The organism is Saccharopolyspora hattusasensis (assembly GCF_050972075.1).
Lineage (GTDB): Bacteria > Actinomycetota > Actinomycetes > Mycobacteriales > Pseudonocardiaceae > Saccharopolyspora > Saccharopolyspora hattusasensis.
Genome location: NZ_JBPCDC010000001.1, coordinates 4,466,834 through 4,482,225, shown reverse-complemented (window position 1 = coordinate 4,482,225; position 15,392 = coordinate 4,466,834). Strand labels below are relative to the sequence as shown.

16 protein-coding genes are annotated in these 15,392 nt (G+C 69.4%); 6 read left to right on the top strand and 10 right to left on the bottom strand.

The window, feature by feature from the left end; all coding sequences use genetic code 11:
* Positions 1–311 precede the first annotated feature (311 nt).
* Positions 312–584, top strand: a complete 273-nt coding sequence (locus ACRXBZ_RS21140) for a kynureninase/PvdN C-terminal domain-containing protein (protein WP_433883934.1) — start codon at positions 312–314, stop codon at positions 582–584.
* Between the two features lie 239 nt (positions 585–823).
* Here the strand turns inward: ACRXBZ_RS21140 and ACRXBZ_RS21135 are convergent, their stop codons facing one another.
* Positions 824–1,396 carry a TetR/AcrR family transcriptional regulator gene (locus ACRXBZ_RS21135; protein WP_433880557.1) on the bottom strand — a complete coding sequence of 191 codons (573 nt, stop codon included), beginning with the start codon at positions 1,394–1,396 and terminating at the stop codon, positions 824–826.
* Positions 1,312–1,770, bottom strand: coding sequence for a hypothetical protein (locus tag ACRXBZ_RS21130; protein WP_433880556.1), 459 nt, complete (start codon positions 1,768–1,770; stop codon positions 1,312–1,314). The genes ACRXBZ_RS21135 and ACRXBZ_RS21130 overlap by 85 nt, the downstream gene beginning before the upstream one ends.
* A gap of 53 nt (positions 1,771–1,823) precedes the next feature.
* Between ACRXBZ_RS21130 and ACRXBZ_RS21125 the strand changes: the two genes are divergently transcribed.
* Positions 1,824–2,054, top strand: coding sequence for a hypothetical protein (locus ACRXBZ_RS21125; protein ID WP_433880555.1), 231 nt, complete (start codon positions 1,824–1,826; stop codon positions 2,052–2,054).
* A gap of 157 nt (positions 2,055–2,211) precedes the next feature.
* On the opposite strand, the gene ACRXBZ_RS21120 is transcribed toward ACRXBZ_RS21125, so the two are convergent.
* The 3 genes from ACRXBZ_RS21120 to ACRXBZ_RS21110 all read right to left on the bottom strand — a co-directional run bounded on the left by ACRXBZ_RS21120 (position 2,212) and on the right by ACRXBZ_RS21110 (position 4,941).
* Positions 2,212–4,005, bottom strand: a complete 1,794-nt coding sequence (locus tag ACRXBZ_RS21120; RefSeq protein ID WP_433880554.1) for an FUSC family protein — start codon at positions 4,003–4,005, stop codon at positions 2,212–2,214.
* A 275-nt stretch (positions 4,006–4,280) separates the two neighbouring features.
* Complete coding sequence (locus ACRXBZ_RS21115; protein ID WP_246868984.1) at positions 4,281–4,619, bottom strand: hypothetical protein; 339 nt, start codon at positions 4,617–4,619, stop codon at positions 4,281–4,283.
* Positions 4,620–4,659: 40 nt separating this feature from the next.
* Entirely contained in the window at positions 4,660–4,941 is a 282-nt protein-coding gene (locus ACRXBZ_RS21110; protein WP_190819482.1) for a hypothetical protein, read from the bottom strand.
* Positions 4,942–5,247: 306 nt separating this feature from the next.
* On the opposite strand from ACRXBZ_RS21110, the gene leuA reads away from it, so the two are divergent.
* On the top strand, positions 5,248–7,041 hold the full coding sequence (leuA, locus tag ACRXBZ_RS21105; protein ID WP_433880553.1) for a 2-isopropylmalate synthase: 1,794 nt from the start codon (positions 5,248–5,250) through the stop codon (positions 7,039–7,041).
* 223 nt (positions 7,042–7,264) lie between these two features.
* Here the strand turns inward: leuA and ACRXBZ_RS21100 are convergent, their stop codons facing one another.
* Entirely contained in the window at positions 7,265–7,960 is a 696-nt protein-coding gene (locus ACRXBZ_RS21100) for a DedA family protein (protein ID WP_433880552.1), read from the bottom strand.
* Between the two features lie 214 nt (positions 7,961–8,174).
* Between ACRXBZ_RS21100 and ACRXBZ_RS21095 the strand changes: the two genes are divergently transcribed.
* From ACRXBZ_RS21095 to ACRXBZ_RS21085, 3 genes are all read left to right on the top strand, one after another.
* Positions 8,175–9,344 (top strand): mandelate racemase/muconate lactonizing enzyme family protein, encoded by a 1,170-nt coding sequence (locus ACRXBZ_RS21095; RefSeq protein ID WP_433880551.1) that lies wholly within the window; start codon positions 8,175–8,177, stop codon positions 9,342–9,344.
* 484 nt (positions 9,345–9,828) lie between these two features.
* Positions 9,829–10,083 carry a hypothetical protein gene (locus tag ACRXBZ_RS21090; protein ID WP_223839672.1) on the top strand — a complete coding sequence of 85 codons (255 nt, stop codon included), beginning with the start codon at positions 9,829–9,831 and terminating at the stop codon, positions 10,081–10,083.
* A complete protein-coding gene (locus tag ACRXBZ_RS21085) occupies positions 10,059–11,699 on the top strand; it encodes an alpha-amylase family protein (protein ID WP_433880550.1) in 1,641 nt (546 codons plus the stop codon). The genes ACRXBZ_RS21090 and ACRXBZ_RS21085 overlap by 25 nt, the downstream gene beginning before the upstream one ends.
* Positions 11,700–11,868: 169 nt before the next feature.
* Here ACRXBZ_RS21085 and ACRXBZ_RS21080 read toward each other — a convergent pair whose 3' ends face one another.
* The 4 genes from ACRXBZ_RS21080 to ACRXBZ_RS21065 all read right to left on the bottom strand — a co-directional run bounded on the left by ACRXBZ_RS21080 (position 11,869) and on the right by ACRXBZ_RS21065 (position 15,391).
* Positions 11,869–12,045, bottom strand: coding sequence for a hypothetical protein (locus ACRXBZ_RS21080; protein WP_168586137.1), 177 nt, complete (start codon positions 12,043–12,045; stop codon positions 11,869–11,871).
* 121 nt (positions 12,046–12,166) lie between these two features.
* A complete protein-coding gene (locus ACRXBZ_RS21075; RefSeq protein WP_433880549.1) occupies positions 12,167–13,279 on the bottom strand; it encodes an ABC transporter ATP-binding protein in 1,113 nt (370 codons plus the stop codon).
* A gap of 166 nt (positions 13,280–13,445) precedes the next feature.
* Positions 13,446–14,444 carry an ABC transporter ATP-binding protein gene (locus ACRXBZ_RS21070; protein WP_433880548.1) on the bottom strand — a complete coding sequence of 333 codons (999 nt, stop codon included), beginning with the start codon at positions 14,442–14,444 and terminating at the stop codon, positions 13,446–13,448.
* Positions 14,445–14,458: 14 nt separating this feature from the next.
* On the bottom strand, positions 14,459–15,391 hold the full coding sequence (locus ACRXBZ_RS21065) for an ABC transporter permease (RefSeq protein ID WP_190819501.1): 933 nt from the start codon (positions 15,389–15,391) through the stop codon (positions 14,459–14,461).
* Position 15,392: the final 1 nt, after the last annotated feature.

Here is a 15,392-nt window from a genome sequence, read left to right as displayed (position 1 = left end):
CGCTGTGGGAGCTGAGCGGTTCGGCCGGGGCGCTGGACGTTGATCTGCACAGCTGGGACGCGGATTTCGCCATCGGCTGCGGCCACCGGTACCTCGGCGGCGGCGCGGGGGCGCCGTCGTACTGCTTCGTCGCCGGCCGGCACCGCGACGCGTTCTCGACGGGCACCTGCGACACGGGCGGCGTGCTGCACCCGCTGGCCGGCGGGTTCGCGGGCTCCGGCTCCAGCTTCTCAGTGGCCGAGCTGCGCGCCGGTCTGTCCATTTTGGATGGTGTGTCGCCGAGGGCGCTGGCGGCCAAGACTGCCGGCCTGGTGGACTTCTTCCTGGAGCGGCTGGGCGACTTCTGCTCGGACGCGCAGATCGAGGTCGCGACCTCGTCCGAAGAACTGAGCCGAAGCGCGCAGATCACCTTCCGGCACGACCGGGCCCAGCGGATCGCGGACGCGCTGTTCGTCCGCGACGTGCTGGTGGACTACGCCGAACCGGACCTGCTCCGCCTGAGCTTCGCCCCGTCCTGGCTCCGCTACGTGGACATCTGGGAAGCCACCGAACAACTCCACACGACCCTCCACGAAATCGCCTGAACCGCGGGGGTTCCGCCCGCCACAACAGGAGCGGCCGATGCCCGGCAGCCCCGGGACCTGCGGGATCGGGACCTGCGGGATCGGGACCTGCGAAATCGGCGGAGCCTTCCGGTTCCAGCCAAGATCGGAGCCCCGCACCGCCGGGAGCACTGCCCTGGGCAACGAAAGGCCAAACGGCCAACTCGATCTGCGAGCTCCTGGATGCGAAGCCAAACGCGTTGCGGAGAAGCGGGATTAACTCACTCCGGGATCAATTCGGCGACACCGTCGAGCAGGGGCTGGAGGCCGAACTCGAAGATGCTGGCCGGTTCCGAGGCCTGGACGGATTCGGCGCCGAAGCGGGCGATCATCGTCGGCTCACCCGCGTCGAAGACCTCCTGGAGCTTCGCGCTCCGCATGCCCAGCCAGTGCTCCCGGGTGTCCTTCGCGTGCATCTCGCACGCCAGGGGGAGCGCCCCGCTTTGCGTGTGCACCGAGACCATGATCGCCGCCCGGACCATGGTCTCGAAGTCGAGGCCGATCCCGTCGACGGCTCGCATCCGCCAGTCCGTGTAGGCCATCATCCGGGGCGCGATCGGCGGCCGGGTCGTCAGCGCGAACAGCTGCGGCACCCAGGGGTGCTCGACGTAGATCTCCCATTCGTGCTGCGCCGACAGTTCGAGCTTCGCCCGCCAGCCGGGCGGTCCGGGCTCAGGCAGCGGGCGCTCCCCGAACACCTCGTCGATCATCAACCCGCCGAGTTCCTCCTTGCCGGGAACGTAGCGGTACAGCGACATCGCACCGACGCCGAGCTCGGCAGCCGTGCGCCGCATCGAGAGCCCAGCACACCGTCCCGGTCCGCCAATGCGATCGCGGCGGCCACGATGCGCTCCACGGTGAGCACGGGCCCAGCTTCGTCCGGCGGCTCGGAGCCCTCTTGCTGCTTCTCCGCAACCCGCTCCCGGTAGGCCCGCGCGTGGCAGGCCCGCGAGCTTCCGACGCTGACCGTCCGGCAGAACGTCACACTGCCCGCGGAACTCGCGTCCCGGCGGATCGCGGACTCGGCCGTCCGCGACGTGCTGGCACGGCTCGGGATCGGCGGCCACGCGGATGCGCGGCCAGCGAAGTTGTCCGGCGGCCAGCAGCAGCGGGTCGTGCCTGACACACCCAGCGAGCTCACCCGCACCGCCGTCACCCAGCGGATCACCGCGCACGTCACCCGCGGCTGGCCCGACCTCGGCGAGCCCGTCGTGCGCCACCGTGGACAGTTCTGCAAGCGCCGTCCTACCCGGCGACCATGACCCCACACCGATCCTGCGCCTGCGCTACCAGGGATCAGCCGACCGCTGGGCCATCGGAATCTACCTGGCCAGCAAAGACCGCTACACCGAATCCGAGCTACCTACCAGCTTCGGGCCCAAAACCGGCACCCCGGAACAAGGCATCGACCACACCTTCATTCTCTACGCAGGCCCCAGCCTCCACCCCTGACAACGCCCAGCCACCACGCACAAAGACGACCACGAAACTGCGAAACTCGACTTCCAACCTCTTCGACGCTATCGACCCGGGCGAGCACGGCTTCCGGTTCGAACGCGGCACCGCCATCGGATTGGGCGGCACGCACTGCCCGTTCCACTTCGGCCGCTCACGAGCCGACGCCGGTGTAGATCCGTTCCAGTTCTTCGCGGAGTTCCGCGGGAGGTACCTGGGTCGTGCGGAGTTGGCGGGTCGTGGTGCGCATCGTCGACACCAGGCGTTGGGCTTCTTGGAGGTCGTGGGGTTCGTTCCGCACGGCCTTCTCCGTGGCGGCGTCGACCACCCGCTCCAGGAGGATGATTGCCGGCCACCAACGTTCGGCCTCCGCCGCTGCCGTCGGGTCCATCAGCTGCTGTTGGAGGGCTGCGCGGAGATCCGCCAGCTGGCGGTAGGTGCGGCGGCGCAGCGCCGAGCGGCCGTGGTGGACTCCGGCCAGCGACTGGGACACGTACTCCGAGACCGCCTCCACCGCGTCCGCGAACCGGCCCGGCAGCGCCGGACCCCGGTTCAGCGGGCGCAGCAGGAAGCCGACGACCAGGACGATCCCGCAGCCGACGACCGTGTCCACCAGCCTGGCCGCGGGCAAGAACTGCTGGTTCTGGCTCATCTGCAGCAGGACCAGCGCCGTCACGACCGCGCTGAACAGGCCGTAGTGGCGGCTGAGCGCGACGGGCAGCTTGGCGGCAAGGGCGACGATGAACGGCAGCAGCCACCAGCCGGCCGGCACCAGGGCGATCAGCGCGAACGCGATGAGCACGCCGATGATGGTGCCGACCGCGCGCAGCAGGACCCTGGCGAGCACCGAGCCGGAGTTCGGCTTCAGCACGAGCGCGACGGTCAGGGCTATCCAGTACGGCTCGGCCATGCCCGTCGCCAGCCCGAGCCCCTCCGCGAGCGCCAGACACAGCAGCATCCGGCAGACCTGGACCCAGGTGGAGCGGCCGAAGGTCAGCCGGAGCCGCTCGTGGTGTTCGCCGGACACCTGCGGATGCTTCGTGCGCCGGAACGCGGCGATCAGTTCCGCGATGCCCAGGTCGAGTGCGCGCACCAGCGGCGACTCGTCCACGCCTGGCTGGTAGGGCGGCGGGACGTCGCCCGTGCGCATGCAACGCGCCAGCGTTCGCAGCGCTTCGCGGGCACGCTCGGGCGGCTGCTTTCCCGCGTGCGCCAAGGAAACCGACGCCTCGACGATCGGCGTGGCGTACGTGTAGACGAGGTAGAGGCGGTCGCGCACCCGGCTGCGTGACATCGAACCTCCGCCCACGAGCACGTCGTGCGCGTTGTCGAGCGCCTTCGTCAGCTCCTGCCTCGCGGTGATCGGCGAGTCGAACATGCGCAGCGTGGTCTCGAAGATCGCCGCGACCGCGCCGCGCGCCGGGGCCGTGCCGCGGAACGGCCAGGTGGCCGCGATGATCGCGAGCACCAGCAGTTCACCGGCGAAGAACCACCAGACCTGCGCGCCGAGCGGCAGCGTCGACTTCTCCCCGGTCGCAACCACGCAGAACGTCAGCATGTGCGCGCCGCCGGACGACCACAGGTCGCCCATCCGGCTGGACAGGACCGATGGAACCGCCACTGCGAGCACGATCGCCGCCGCCCACCACGGCCCCGGCGCGGCGGCTCCGGCCGCGAACCCGAGCGCGCCGAGGATCGCGGCCAGGCCCACCCGGAGCAGCCGGTACCGGTACGAGCCGGTCAGGTCCGAGAAACTCGCGCACAGCGCGCCGACCGATGCCAGCACGGCCTCGTCGATCCGGCCCGTGAGCAGGCCCACGACCTGCGGGGCACCCACGCCGATGCTCGCCGCGCACGCCCGCGTCCAGTCGGCGGGAATCGGTATCGGGCGCAGCAGCCGCGGCAACCACTGCGGCAGCACGAGCCTGGGGAGCGCTTCGGTCGTCACACGCACATCCCTTCGGTGACGGGGGGACCAGCGCGCTCCACACCGAGCGGCATTGAGGATGCTTCCGATTGTCACGCGGCAACTGCCACGGCACCGCAGAACGCCATCGGCGTCACACCTTGGGTTCGATCACACCCGGGACTGCATCCAGGCTCGTTCTGAGTGACGGTGCCGGGAGCGGGGTGGGTCCGTGAGCGGTTTTTGGGCTTATAGCGCCAAAAACCGCTCACGGATCTTTCCCTGAAGAGATTCCAGTAGAAGTCCGAAGTGGACCTTCAGGCGAGGGCGTGGAGGATCCGCACGGCCATCGACGTGGCGATCAGCCAGAACAGCGACGCCACGCCGTAGTTGACCGCCACCGCGAGCGTTGGGTCGTCCGGCATGAACAGGTCCTGGAAACCCAGCGCCAGCGTCTCCGCGCAGGACGCCACGAACTGGGTGATGCCGTTGTCCGGGTTGGCGCCGGCGACGGTGAACACCACGTGGATCACGAGCAGCGCGGCACCGAGGTTGCCCGCCCACCGGACCACGTTGACGAGCACACCGACCACACGGGCCCGCGCCCGTCGCAGGTCAGCGCGACGCACGCCGCCCTCCTGCGCTTCCGTGCTCACGTCATCCGCCACGATCTCCAGTTTGGCACGACCGGAGGGGTCAGCCGAACACACGAGCCAGCACCCCGCCCACCAGCACCCAGAAAACCGCCGCCAGGCCGTAGTCGAGGAGCACCTGCAGCACCTCGCCCGGCGCCTGCACCAGACCGGGGAAGAACAACGCCAGCGGCTCGGCCGCCTGCGCCACGGATTGCGCCAACCCGTTCTCCGCCGGGAAACCGGTCACCACGAACACGATGTGCAGCACCAGCAGCGCGGCGAACAGGAATCCCGCGCCGTTGATCAGCGCCGCGACCGCGGACCGCCCCTTCTTCGCCGCCATCCGACCGCCCCTCCCCTTGATCCTCCGACCACTTTGCCAGGCGCGGAGATCGGGAAGTCAGAAATCGCCCGAAACCGGCGGACACGCGGTGTGCTGCCGGGATTCCCCTGATCACCACGTGTCATTTCCCACCATCTGGACGTCCCGCTTGCATTTCGGGCCACTACTGCGGTTAGCCTAGGGCCGTGGCTCGCGTTCTCCTGCTTCGCCGCCGCGACGGGGTCTCATAGACCGGCCCCTCGTCGCGGGGTTCGAACGTGCCGGTCGTCGGTCCAGACCCGGTAACCGAGCAGGAGAACCACTCGCATGAGCAGCAACACCCCCGACGCCCAAGCCCCGTTCGTCGGCAAGGTGCGCAAGCCGTCCCGGCCAGCGCCCGCCGATCAGGCTCCGTGGAACACGCAGCTGGGCAGCGCCATGCCCTACCACCGCTACCGCCCGTTCCACGAGCTGGTCGAGAAAGTATCGCTGCCCGACCGGACCTGGCCGGACAACCGCATCACCAAGGCCCCGCTGTGGTGCGCGGTCGACCTGCGCGACGGCAACCAGGCACTGATCGACCCGATGTCGCCGGCCCGCAAGCGCCGCATGTTCGACCTGCTCGTGCAGATGGGCTTCAAGGAGATCGAGGTCGGCTTCCCGGCCGCCAGCCAGACCGACTACGACTTCGTCCGGGAGATCATCGAGGACGGCGCGATCCCCGAGGACGTCCGCATCCAGGTGCTGACCCAGTGCCGCCCGGAGCTGATCGAGCGGACCTTCCAGTCGCTGGAAGGCGCGCCGCGGGCGATCGTGCACATCTACAACTCGACCTCGATCCTGCAGCGCCGCGTGGTGTTCCGGGAGGAGCGCGAGGGCATCAAGAAGATCGCGACGATGGCCGCCGAGCTGACCCTCGAACTGGCCGGCAAGTACTCCGACACCGACTTCCGCTTCCAGTACTCGCCTGAGTCCTATACCGGCACCGAGCTGTCCTACGCCGCCGAGGTGTGCGACGCGGTCACCGAGATCTGGCAGCCCACCCCGGAGCGGCCGGTGATCCTGAACCTGCCCGCCACCGTCGAGATGGCCACCCCGAACGTCTACGCCGACTCCATCGAGTGGATGCACCGGAACCTGGCCCGCCGCGACTCGGTGATCATGTCGCTGCACCCGCACAACGACCGCGGCACCGGCATTGCCGCCGCCGAGCTGGGCTACCAGGCCGGCGCGGACCGCATCGAGGGCTGCCTGTTCGGCAACGGCGAGCGCACCGGCAACGTCGACCTGGTGGCGCTGGGCATGAACCTGTTCAGCCAGGGCATCGACCCGCAGATCGACTTCTCCGACATCGACTACGTCAAGCGCACCGTCGAGCACTGCAACCAGCTGCCAGTGCCGGAGCGGCATCCGTGGGGCGGCGAACTGGTCTACACGGCCTTCTCCGGCAGCCATCAGGACGCCATCAACAAGGGCCTGGACGCGCTGCGCGACGAGGCGAACAAGGCCGGGACCGGCGTGGACGACTACCCGTGGGAGGTGCCGTACCTGCCGATCGACCCGAAGGACGTGGGCCGCACCTACGAGGCCGTGATCCGGGTCAACTCGCAGTCCGGCAAGGGCGGCGTCGCCTACATCATGAAGACCGAGCACCAGCTGGACCTGCCGCGCAAGCTGCAGATCGAGTTCTCCAAGGTGGTGCAGGCGCACACCGACTCCGAGGGCGGCGAGGTCAGCCCGACGGCGATGTGGTCGGCGTTCTCCAGCGAGTACCTGGAGGCCACCGCGCCGCTGAAGCTGGTCCGGCAGCGGGCGGCAGGCGAGAACGGCAACGAGAGCATCACCGCGACCGTGGTCGTGGACGGCGAGGAGCAGGAGATCACCGGCAACGGCAACGGCCCGGTATCGGCCTTCGTCGACGCGCTGAGCAGCATCGGCTACGACGTGCGGGTCATGGACTACCACGAGCACGCGCTCACGGCCGGTGACGACGCGCGGGCCGCGGCCTACCTGGAGTGCGCGGTGGGCGACAAGATCTACTGGGGCGCCGGCGTCGACACCTCGACGATCACCGCGATGCTGCGCGCAGTGGTGTCCGCGGTGAACCGCGCCAACCGCTGACCTACGCAGGCGCGAACGGCCCGTTCACCCCGTCGATCGGGGCGAACGGGCCGTTCGCTTCTCACCCAGGGGATGCGCAATTTCGCGAGAAATCGACCGTCACCCGGGTGAACGCCAATTTCTCGCGAAATTGCACTCCGCCTGCGGAACGGCAGCAGTAGATTACGGAGTGTCAGCAGTAGCGTCATCCTGGCTTTGTGCAATTTCTCGCGAAATTGGCAGCTCAGCGCACTGGAGCGTCGGTTTCGGGTTCGGTGCGTTCGGCCTCGACCGGTGGTTCTCCGGATCCTTCCGGCTTCTCCGCTTCTTCCAGATCCTCGGCTTCGTCGGCCTTCTCCGCGCGGCGGCGCAACACGTGCACGATCAGCCAGCCGGCGACGACGGTGACGATGAGGGCGACCCACGAGAACCGGTGGAACCACTGCCCGGCCACCACGCCGAAGACGTAGGCCAGCGTCGTCACCGTGCCCGCCCACGCGATGCCGCCCGTTGCGTTCGCGATCAGGAACTTGCGGTACCTCATGCCGAGGATGCCCGCCAGCGGACCTGCGAGGATGCGCAGCAGCGCCACGAACCGGCCGCCGAACACCGCCCAAGCGCCGTAGCGGTCGAACGCCCGTTCCGCCTGGCGCACCGGTTTCGGCCCGAAGTGCTTCGGCAGCTTGCGCCCCAGCCAACCCAGCAGCGTGCGCCCGTAGCGCTTGCCGACCGCGTAGCCGATCGAGTCACCGATGATCGCGCCGCTCGCGGCGATCGCGCCGAGCACGACCGGATTGACGACGCCCTGCGAGGCCGCGACGCCGGCACTGACGAGCATGATCTCGCCGGGCAGCGGGATCCCCACGCTTTCCAGCCCGATGATCAATCCGACCACGAGGTAGATCACCCCGGGTGGGATCGTGTCCAGCCACTCGATCATGAACGCCCATTTCGATTCGAGAACGCGTCGCGGTCGTCTGGGCCGACCGGCCCCCGGTCAGGGTACGTATGCGAATCGCGCTTGGCGCCATCGACGGCCGAGGAAGGCATGTCCATCTTTGGCGCAGCACGAAGGTTGATGTGACGGTAACCACACAACAGTCGCGAGCGGGCGCAGCTCCGAGCCGCTCACGACGCCCTGGGGGGAGGGCGTTTTGCGCATAATCGGCATCCGCAGCATCCCGGTCGCCGTGCCGTTCAACACCGACGAGAAGTGGGCCTACGGAAGTCGGCGCGGCCTGGTCAGCGTGCTGATCGAGATCGACACCGACGAAGGCATCACCGGCCTCGGCGAGGCCCCGGCGTACCCGTCGGCCGAGATCGTGCTCGCCGTGCTGCGCTCGGTAGAGCGGTTCGCCATCGGAGAGGACCCGTTCCGCACCGAGCGGATCGCGAAGCTGATCGACATCGTCGGCACCTGGCACCACGTGGGCACCACCAGCCCCGCGATGGCCGCCATCGACATGGCCTGCTGGGACATCGTCGGCAAGGCCTGCGACCAGCCGCTGGTCAACCTCCTCGGCGGCCCGCTGCGCGAGGAGGTCGAATACCTGCACTACGTCCCGCACGGCACCCCGGAGTGGATGCGGGAGCAGGCCGCCCGGGGCGCGGCGGCCGGCTTCGAGAGCTTCTACGTGAAGGTCGGCGACGCGGACCAGGCCACCGACGTCGAACGGGTCGCCGCGATCCGCGACGGCCTCGGCGCCGGGCCGTCGCTGCGGATCGACGCCAACGAGTCCTGGTCCCCTGCGGCGGCGCTGCGGGTCCTGCGCGCACTGGAGCCATATGACATCGAGTTCGCCGAACAACCGGTGTCCGGCCGGAACCTTCCCGAGATGGCCCGGCTGCGCGCCCGCGCCGGGGTGCCGCTGCTTGCCGACGAAGCGTCGCGGACCCGCTACGACCAGCTGAACGTGATCCGGCAGGGTGCGGCCGACGCGATCTCGGTGGACAACATGCTGGACGGCAGCCTGCTGAACCTGAAGCGCTCCGCCGGGATCTGCGAGGCGGCGGGCCTCCCGGTCGTCAAACAGAGCCTCGGCGAGCTCGGGGTGGCGACGTACGCCGCGGCCCACCTGATCGCCGCGACGCCGGGATTCCGCTGCGCCAACCAGTCCTACGGCCGGCTGCTCGCCGACGACGTCGTCGAGGGCGGCCCCTTGCCCTATCCGGGTGGCAGGCTGCGGGTACCGGACCGGCCGGGCATCGGAGTCCTGCTCGATCGCGACCGACTGGCCCGCTACGCGGAGTTGTACCAGGTCGCAGGCCATGAGTACGGCTACGCCGACCCGGCGGACGGCACCCCGGAAGCGCCGAACCGGTGAGCGGAGTACGCCGGAATCGCAATCCGCTGGGCCGAAGAGCAGCGCCCGGTACGGTGAACACACTCGACCAAAGATGGTATTGCGCCTTCCTCCTAATCGGCACCATTGACACCGTCGCGGGACGCCAGGCGACGCCCCTGGGGAACAGAGGATCAGGGGGAGCGGCCGTAGGACTGGGAAACGTCGGGGCACGGCCCCTCCCCCTGGTTTCTGGTGGTTCCAGGGTGTCCTGGTGGTTCCAGGCTCTTCTTGCGTAGCGGTGCGGGGTAGCGGAACCTCAGGCGCCGACTGGACTGCGGGATCCCCGATTTACGTATGTTCGACTCCGCGATCCCTGCTTTCCGCCCTTGCTCGCCTCCGTTTCCTGGTCGTTCCTTCCCAGCCGAGTCCCCGTCTTTGATCACTCGTTCGGTCTACGGGGCTTGATGATGGGCGGATCACCGGGTTACGTCAGGCACCAAAGTTCAGCAGTGTTGAGGTGGACATGTGGCCGACCGAGGATCCGACCGAGAAGCTCCGCTGGCGAATCCCGTGCATCGCACCGTTGGGTTCGGGCACCATGACGGTGCTGGTGGTGGGCGATCGGGTCGCGGTGGTGCTGCCCCCTGGTGACACGCTGGTCTTCACCGCCGACGAAGCCGATGACCTCGCCGCGCTGCTGGATCGAGCCGCGGGCTACCTGGCCCGCGGTGCCGAGGTACCGGAGGCGACGTCGTGGCCCTCATCGACACCGACCTGAGCTTCGATCCCCAAGACCCCTACTTCCCCGTTCCCGGCGCGGCCGGGGTGGAGTGGGCGCTGCAAGTGTTCACCACGGCCAACGGCTACGGCATGGACATCGAGCGGACGCACGTCCGCGAGGGCGACCGCATCCACGTGCACGCCGACCGGTACGCGCGGCTCGGGCAGCAGGTGCCGGTCGAGGCCGGTGAGGCCGACATCGAGGTGACCCGCACGGCCGGCGTGCTGGAGTGGTCGATCACGGTGCGCCACGACGAGCCGGTGAAGGCGGTGAAGCTCCTGCTGCGTGGCCTGCCTGCGCACCAGCTGCGGGCCGGTTGGTGGGCGCCGAACACCGGTCGCGGCTGGGCGCACGGCGTCAACGGCCAGCGATTCCAGTTGGAGTACCCCGGCTCGGACTGGGCGACGCCGTGGGTGGCGGCCGGGGACGAACCGAACGGGCTGGCGCTAAGCGTCCGCGATCCGCTGGTGCGGCGGAAGATCCTGCACGTCCACCAGCCGCCATACGCGCCGGGCCCGATCGCGGAGCTAGTGCACGTGCCCTCGGCCACCGCGCGCTCGACCACCTGCCGGGTTCCGTCGATCCGGCTGCGACTGGGCACCACCGAGCACAGCGCCGACGCTGACCTGGACGAACATCTGTCCTTCGTGGAGGGTGCGCAGAACCTGGTGCCGTGGTCGTCCCGCAAGGACGTGCCGGAGTGGCTGCGGCAGACCGCGCTGGTGGTGACCCTGCACGGGCAGCACTGGACGGGTTACGTATTCAACACGTTCGCGCAGATGGCCGAGGCGCTGCGGTTCGTCGCCCAGCACATCGACCCGCACCGCGTGCTGGCCTACCTGCCCGGCTGGGAAGGCCGCTACTACTACGCCTACCCGCGGTACCGGCCCGGCGAAGACCTGGGCGGCGCCGAGGGATTCGCCGCGCTCGCGCACACCGCGCGGCAGCTGGGCGTGCGGCTGATGCCGATGTTCGGCGGGCACGGCGCGAACGTGCTCGAGTACCCGGTATGGGAGCAGTCGGTGCTGCGCAACGACACCAACCGCTACGTGGAGCTGCTGAACCGGCCGGACTGGGACAGCGACCGGGTCGGCGAGGGCGACCAGGTGTTCCTAAACCCGGCCGAGCCGGAGTTCCGCGCCCACCTGGTGACGTCGATCTCGGCGCTGGTGCGAGATTTCGGCGTCGACGCGGCCTTCCTGGACACCCTGGGCTACTGGTTCAACGACCCGCGCTACGAGGTGATCGACGGATACCGCCGGATGGCCGACGAGCTGCGCCGCCGCCACCCCGAGCTGGTGCTGGCGACGGAGGGCTGGTGGGACGCGCTGTCGGCGATCTTCCCGCTGAGCCAGCAGTGGTACGGCGCGGACCGCGACCTGCGCAAGCCCCGCGTCCTCACCCGCTACGCCCGCACCACCGGACACCTCGCCGAGGGCACGCCGGGCCCCGGCAGCACCGGTGTGCACGAGAAGGGGTTCCTGCGCCGTCCGTCCGATGTGGCGCGAGAAGCCCACATCCCGGTGGTCGGCATAGCCGACGACACCCTCCCCTCCCACGCCGAAGAGGTGGCGGCGATCTGCCGCTGGGCCCGCGATCACGCCCCGAAGTAATGCGCAGAAGATCAACATTTGCGCCAGGTCACTGGCCATCATCAGTCCCGCGGCCAGATTCGAGCCCAACGACGCCGACACGGCCGATGCCGGCTCGGTGGGCTGGTCACCGTCCGTGAGCACTTTTGGGTGCTATAACACCCAGAAACACTCACGGCCCTGACCAGCCCTAACGGGTTGGGCCGCGTTCGAAGTCCGGGTTGCAGACGTGGATGCCGTTGCCCTCCGGGCAGTCGTAGGGCACCAGGAGCCGGTCGGTCTCGGTCATCAGGCGTTCCGCGGTCGCCCGCTCCAGGATCGCCCGGTGCTCGCACGCGGAGCACCGCGCAGCACTGCTGTACCTCACCCACTGCCTCCGTTCGACCGGACCTAGCGATCTTGCAAACCTAGATGTTCGGACCCCGGCGGCAGCAGACAACGCGCGATTTCAATGGAAATCGAAGGTCCGATTTCGATGGAAATCGCGCTCAGGCCGGGTGGGCCGAGGTGACGTCGAGGTCGCCGAAGTCCGCCGGATTCACCGCCTCGGCCGGCACCTCGTGCGGCCTCAGGCGGCCGTCGCGGATGTCCTCGGCGTAGTGGCACGCCACCCGGTGTCCCGGCTTCAGCTCCCGCAGCTCCGGCCGCTCCGTGTCGCACCGGGTCGACTGCCGCCACGGGCACCTGGTGTGGAAGCGGCAGCCCGACGGCGGCGCGGCCGGCGACGGCAGATCGCCGGAGAGCAGGATCTGCTCGCGCTCGTCCTCCACCGTCGGATCCGGTACCGGGACCGCCGAGAGCAGCGCCTTCGAGTACGGGTGCAGCGGCTCCTCGTACAGCTCGTCCGATGTGGACTCCTCCACGATGCCGCCGAGGTACATCACCCCGACCCGGTCGGCGATGTGCCGCACCACCGCGAGGTCGTGCGCGATCACCAGGTACGTCAACCCGAACTCGGCCTGCAGGTCCTCAAGCAGGTTCAGCACCTGCGCCTGCACCGACACGTCCAGCGCGGACACCGGCTCGTCGGCCACCACCAGGTCCGGCCCAACCGACAGCGCCCGGGCGATGCCGATGCGCTGCCGCTGGCCGCCGGAGAACTCGTGCGGGTACTTGCGCAGCGAGGTCGACGGCAGGCCCACGGCCGACAGCAGCTCGCGCAGCCGCTTGTCGGTGGCTGCCCGGCCGGTGTCCATCCCGTGCGCCCGCATGCCCTCGACCAGCAGCGACTGCACCGACTGCCGGGGATCCAGGGACGACAGCGGGTCCTGGAAGACCATCTGCATCCGGCGGCGCATCCGGCGCAGCTGCTCGCCCTTCATCCCGGACAGGTCGACGCCGTCGAACACCACCCGGCCCCCGGTCGGCTTCTCCAGCCGCAGCACCGCGCGCCCCAGCGTCGACTTGCCGCAGCCGGATTCCCCGACCAAGCCGTAGGTTTCGCCGCCTTCGATGCGCAGCGACACCCCGTCGACGGCGTACACGTGGCCGACCGTGCGGTCCAGCACCACGCCGCGCTTGATCGGGAAGTGCACCTCGACCTGGTCGATGTCGACGAGCACTTCCCGGGAATTCCCCACAGTTTCCGGGGTTTCGGTCATGACGCCTCCAGGGTCCGGCGCCGGGCACCGGCATCCGATGCGGTCAACAGGTGCATGGTCTGGTCGTGTCGCGCCGGTGCCCCCGCCGCAATTTCAATGGAAATCGAAGGTCCGATTTCCATTGAAATTGCGGCAGAACCAGCGGTGTGCGGCGGGAGGGGAGAGCTCATGACGCCTCCACCGGGGTCGACATCGTCTCGCGCATCGGGTTGTGGCAGCGCAGCAGCCGCGCACCGACATCGATGCTCACGTCCGGGGTCTGCTGCTCGCAGATCTCCTTCGCGTTCGGGCAGCGCGGGCAGAAAGCGCAACCGGCGTCCCACGGGATGTTGTCGCTGATCGAACCCTTGATCGGCGACAGCCGCAGGCCGCGTGGCGAATCCAGCCGCGGGATCGAGGCCAGCAGGCCCGCCGTGTAGGGGTGCCGGGGCCGGGCGAACAACACGTGCCGCGCGGCCCGCTCCACCACCCGGCCCGCGTAAAGCACGTTCACCTCGTCGCAGAGCCCGGCCACCACGCCCAGGTCGTGCGTGATCATGATCAGCGCGGTCTCGGTCTCGGTGACCAGCTCGGCCAGCAGCTGCAGGATCTGCGCCTGGATCGTCACGTCCAGCGCGGTGGTCGGCTCGTCGGCGATGAGCAGCCGCGGCTTGCAGGCCAGCGCCATCGCGATCAGCGCGCGCTGCCGCATGCCGCCGGAGAGCTGGTGGGGATACTCCTTCAACCGCCGCCTCGGGTCCGGGATCCCCACCCGCCGCAGCAGGTCCTCGGCCTCCGGCATCGCCTCCTTGCGCGGCAGCCCGCGGTGCCGCTCGACGACCTCCGACACCTGCAGGCCGATCGGCACAACCGGGTTCAGCGAGGTCAGCGGGTCCTGGAAAACCATGCTCAGGTCGCGGCCGCGGCGCTGGTCCAGCTCGCGCCGGGGCAGCTGCAGCAGGTCGGTGCCGTCGAAGTTGACCGAACCGGAAACCTCCGCCCCGGTGCTCGGCAGCAGGCCCATGATCGCCAGCGAGGTGACAGACTTCCCGCATCCCGACTCGCCGACCAGGCCGACGGTGCGGCCCGGATCGACGTCGAAGGAGATGCCGTCCACGGCGGTGACCGGCGGCTCGCCCTTGCGGGCGAAGACCACCGAGAGGTCGCGAACTTCCAGCAGTGCCATTAGTTTCCTCACCTCTAGCGCCGGCGCTTGGGGTCCAAGGCGTCCCGCAACGATTCGCCGGCCAGCGTGAACCCGAGCGCGACCAGGATGATGCAACCGGCCGGCCAGAACGCCAGCTGCGGGTGCGAGTCGATGATGTTCTGCGCGCCGCCGAGCATCTGCCCCCATTCCGGCACCGAGTCGTCGGCCGCGCCCAGTCCCAGGAAGGACAGCGCCGCCGCGTCGATGATCGCCACCGCCAGCACCAGGGTGGCCTGCACGATGACCGGGCCGAGCGCGTTCGGCAGCATGTGCCGGAACACGATCGCGCTCTCCTTCACGCCCAGTGCCCGCGCGGCCAGCACGTGATCGCTGGCCCGTTGCGCCAGCATCGTGCCCCGCAGCAACCGCCCGAAGATCGGCACCTGCACGATCGCCACCGCCAGGATCACGGTGAACTGGGTCTGCTGCGCGAACAACGCGCCGATCGACACCGCCAGCAGCAGCGACGGCACCGACAGCATCACGTCCGCGATCCGCATGACCACCGCGTCGACCCAGCCGCCGAACGCGCCGGCCAGGATGCCCAGCACCAGGCCGCCGCCGAGCCCGATCACGGTGGCCAGCACGGCGACCAGCAGCGTCTGCTGGGAGCCCAGCAGCAGCCGGGAGAACAGGTCCCGGCCGTACTGGTCGCCGCCGAGCGGGAAACCCTCCTGCGGCGGCGGGATCGTGTTGTCCGCGCGAGAAACCTGCTGCTCCAGCAGGCGTTGCGCCGGGTCGTGCGGGGCCAGCACCGGCGCGAGCAGCGCCAGCAGCACGAACGCGGCGATGATCACCGCGCCGACCACGAACACCGGGTTGCGCTTCAGCCGCCGCCACGCCGACGCGGCCAGGCTCACCCCGGCGTCCGACGCCGTCTCCGCCAGCGCGTCGATCCGTTCCTTGCGCTGCGTTTTCAGCACCATG

Bases quoted from the DNA above. Each gene is read 5' to 3' on its own strand.
- ACRXBZ_RS21100 (WP_433880552.1), bottom strand. From the start codon at position 7,960: ATGATCGAGTGGCTGGACACGATCCCACCCGGGGTGATCTACCTCGTG.
- leuA (WP_433880553.1), top strand. From the start codon at position 5,248: ATGAGCAGCAACACCCCCGACGCCCAAGCCCCGTTCGTCGGCAAGGTG.
- ACRXBZ_RS21110 (WP_190819482.1), bottom strand. From the start codon at position 4,941: ATGGCGGCGAAGAAGGGGCGGTCCGCGGTCGCGGCGCTGATCAACGGC.
- ACRXBZ_RS21070 (WP_433880548.1), bottom strand. From the start codon at position 14,444: ATGGCACTGCTGGAAGTTCGCGACCTCTCGGTGGTCTTCGCCCGCAAG.
- ACRXBZ_RS21075 (WP_433880549.1), bottom strand. From the start codon at position 13,279: ATGACCGAAACCCCGGAAACTGTGGGGAATTCCCGGGAAGTGCTCGTC.
- ACRXBZ_RS21135 (WP_433880557.1), bottom strand. From the start codon at position 1,396: ATGCGGCGCACGGCTGCCGAGCTCGGCGTCGGTGCGATGTCGCTGTAC.
- ACRXBZ_RS21065 (WP_190819501.1), bottom strand. From the start codon at position 15,391: ATGGTGCTGAAAACGCAGCGCAAGGAACGGATCGACGCGCTGGCGGAG.
- ACRXBZ_RS21090 (WP_223839672.1), top strand. From the start codon at position 9,829: ATGTGGCCGACCGAGGATCCGACCGAGAAGCTCCGCTGGCGAATCCCG.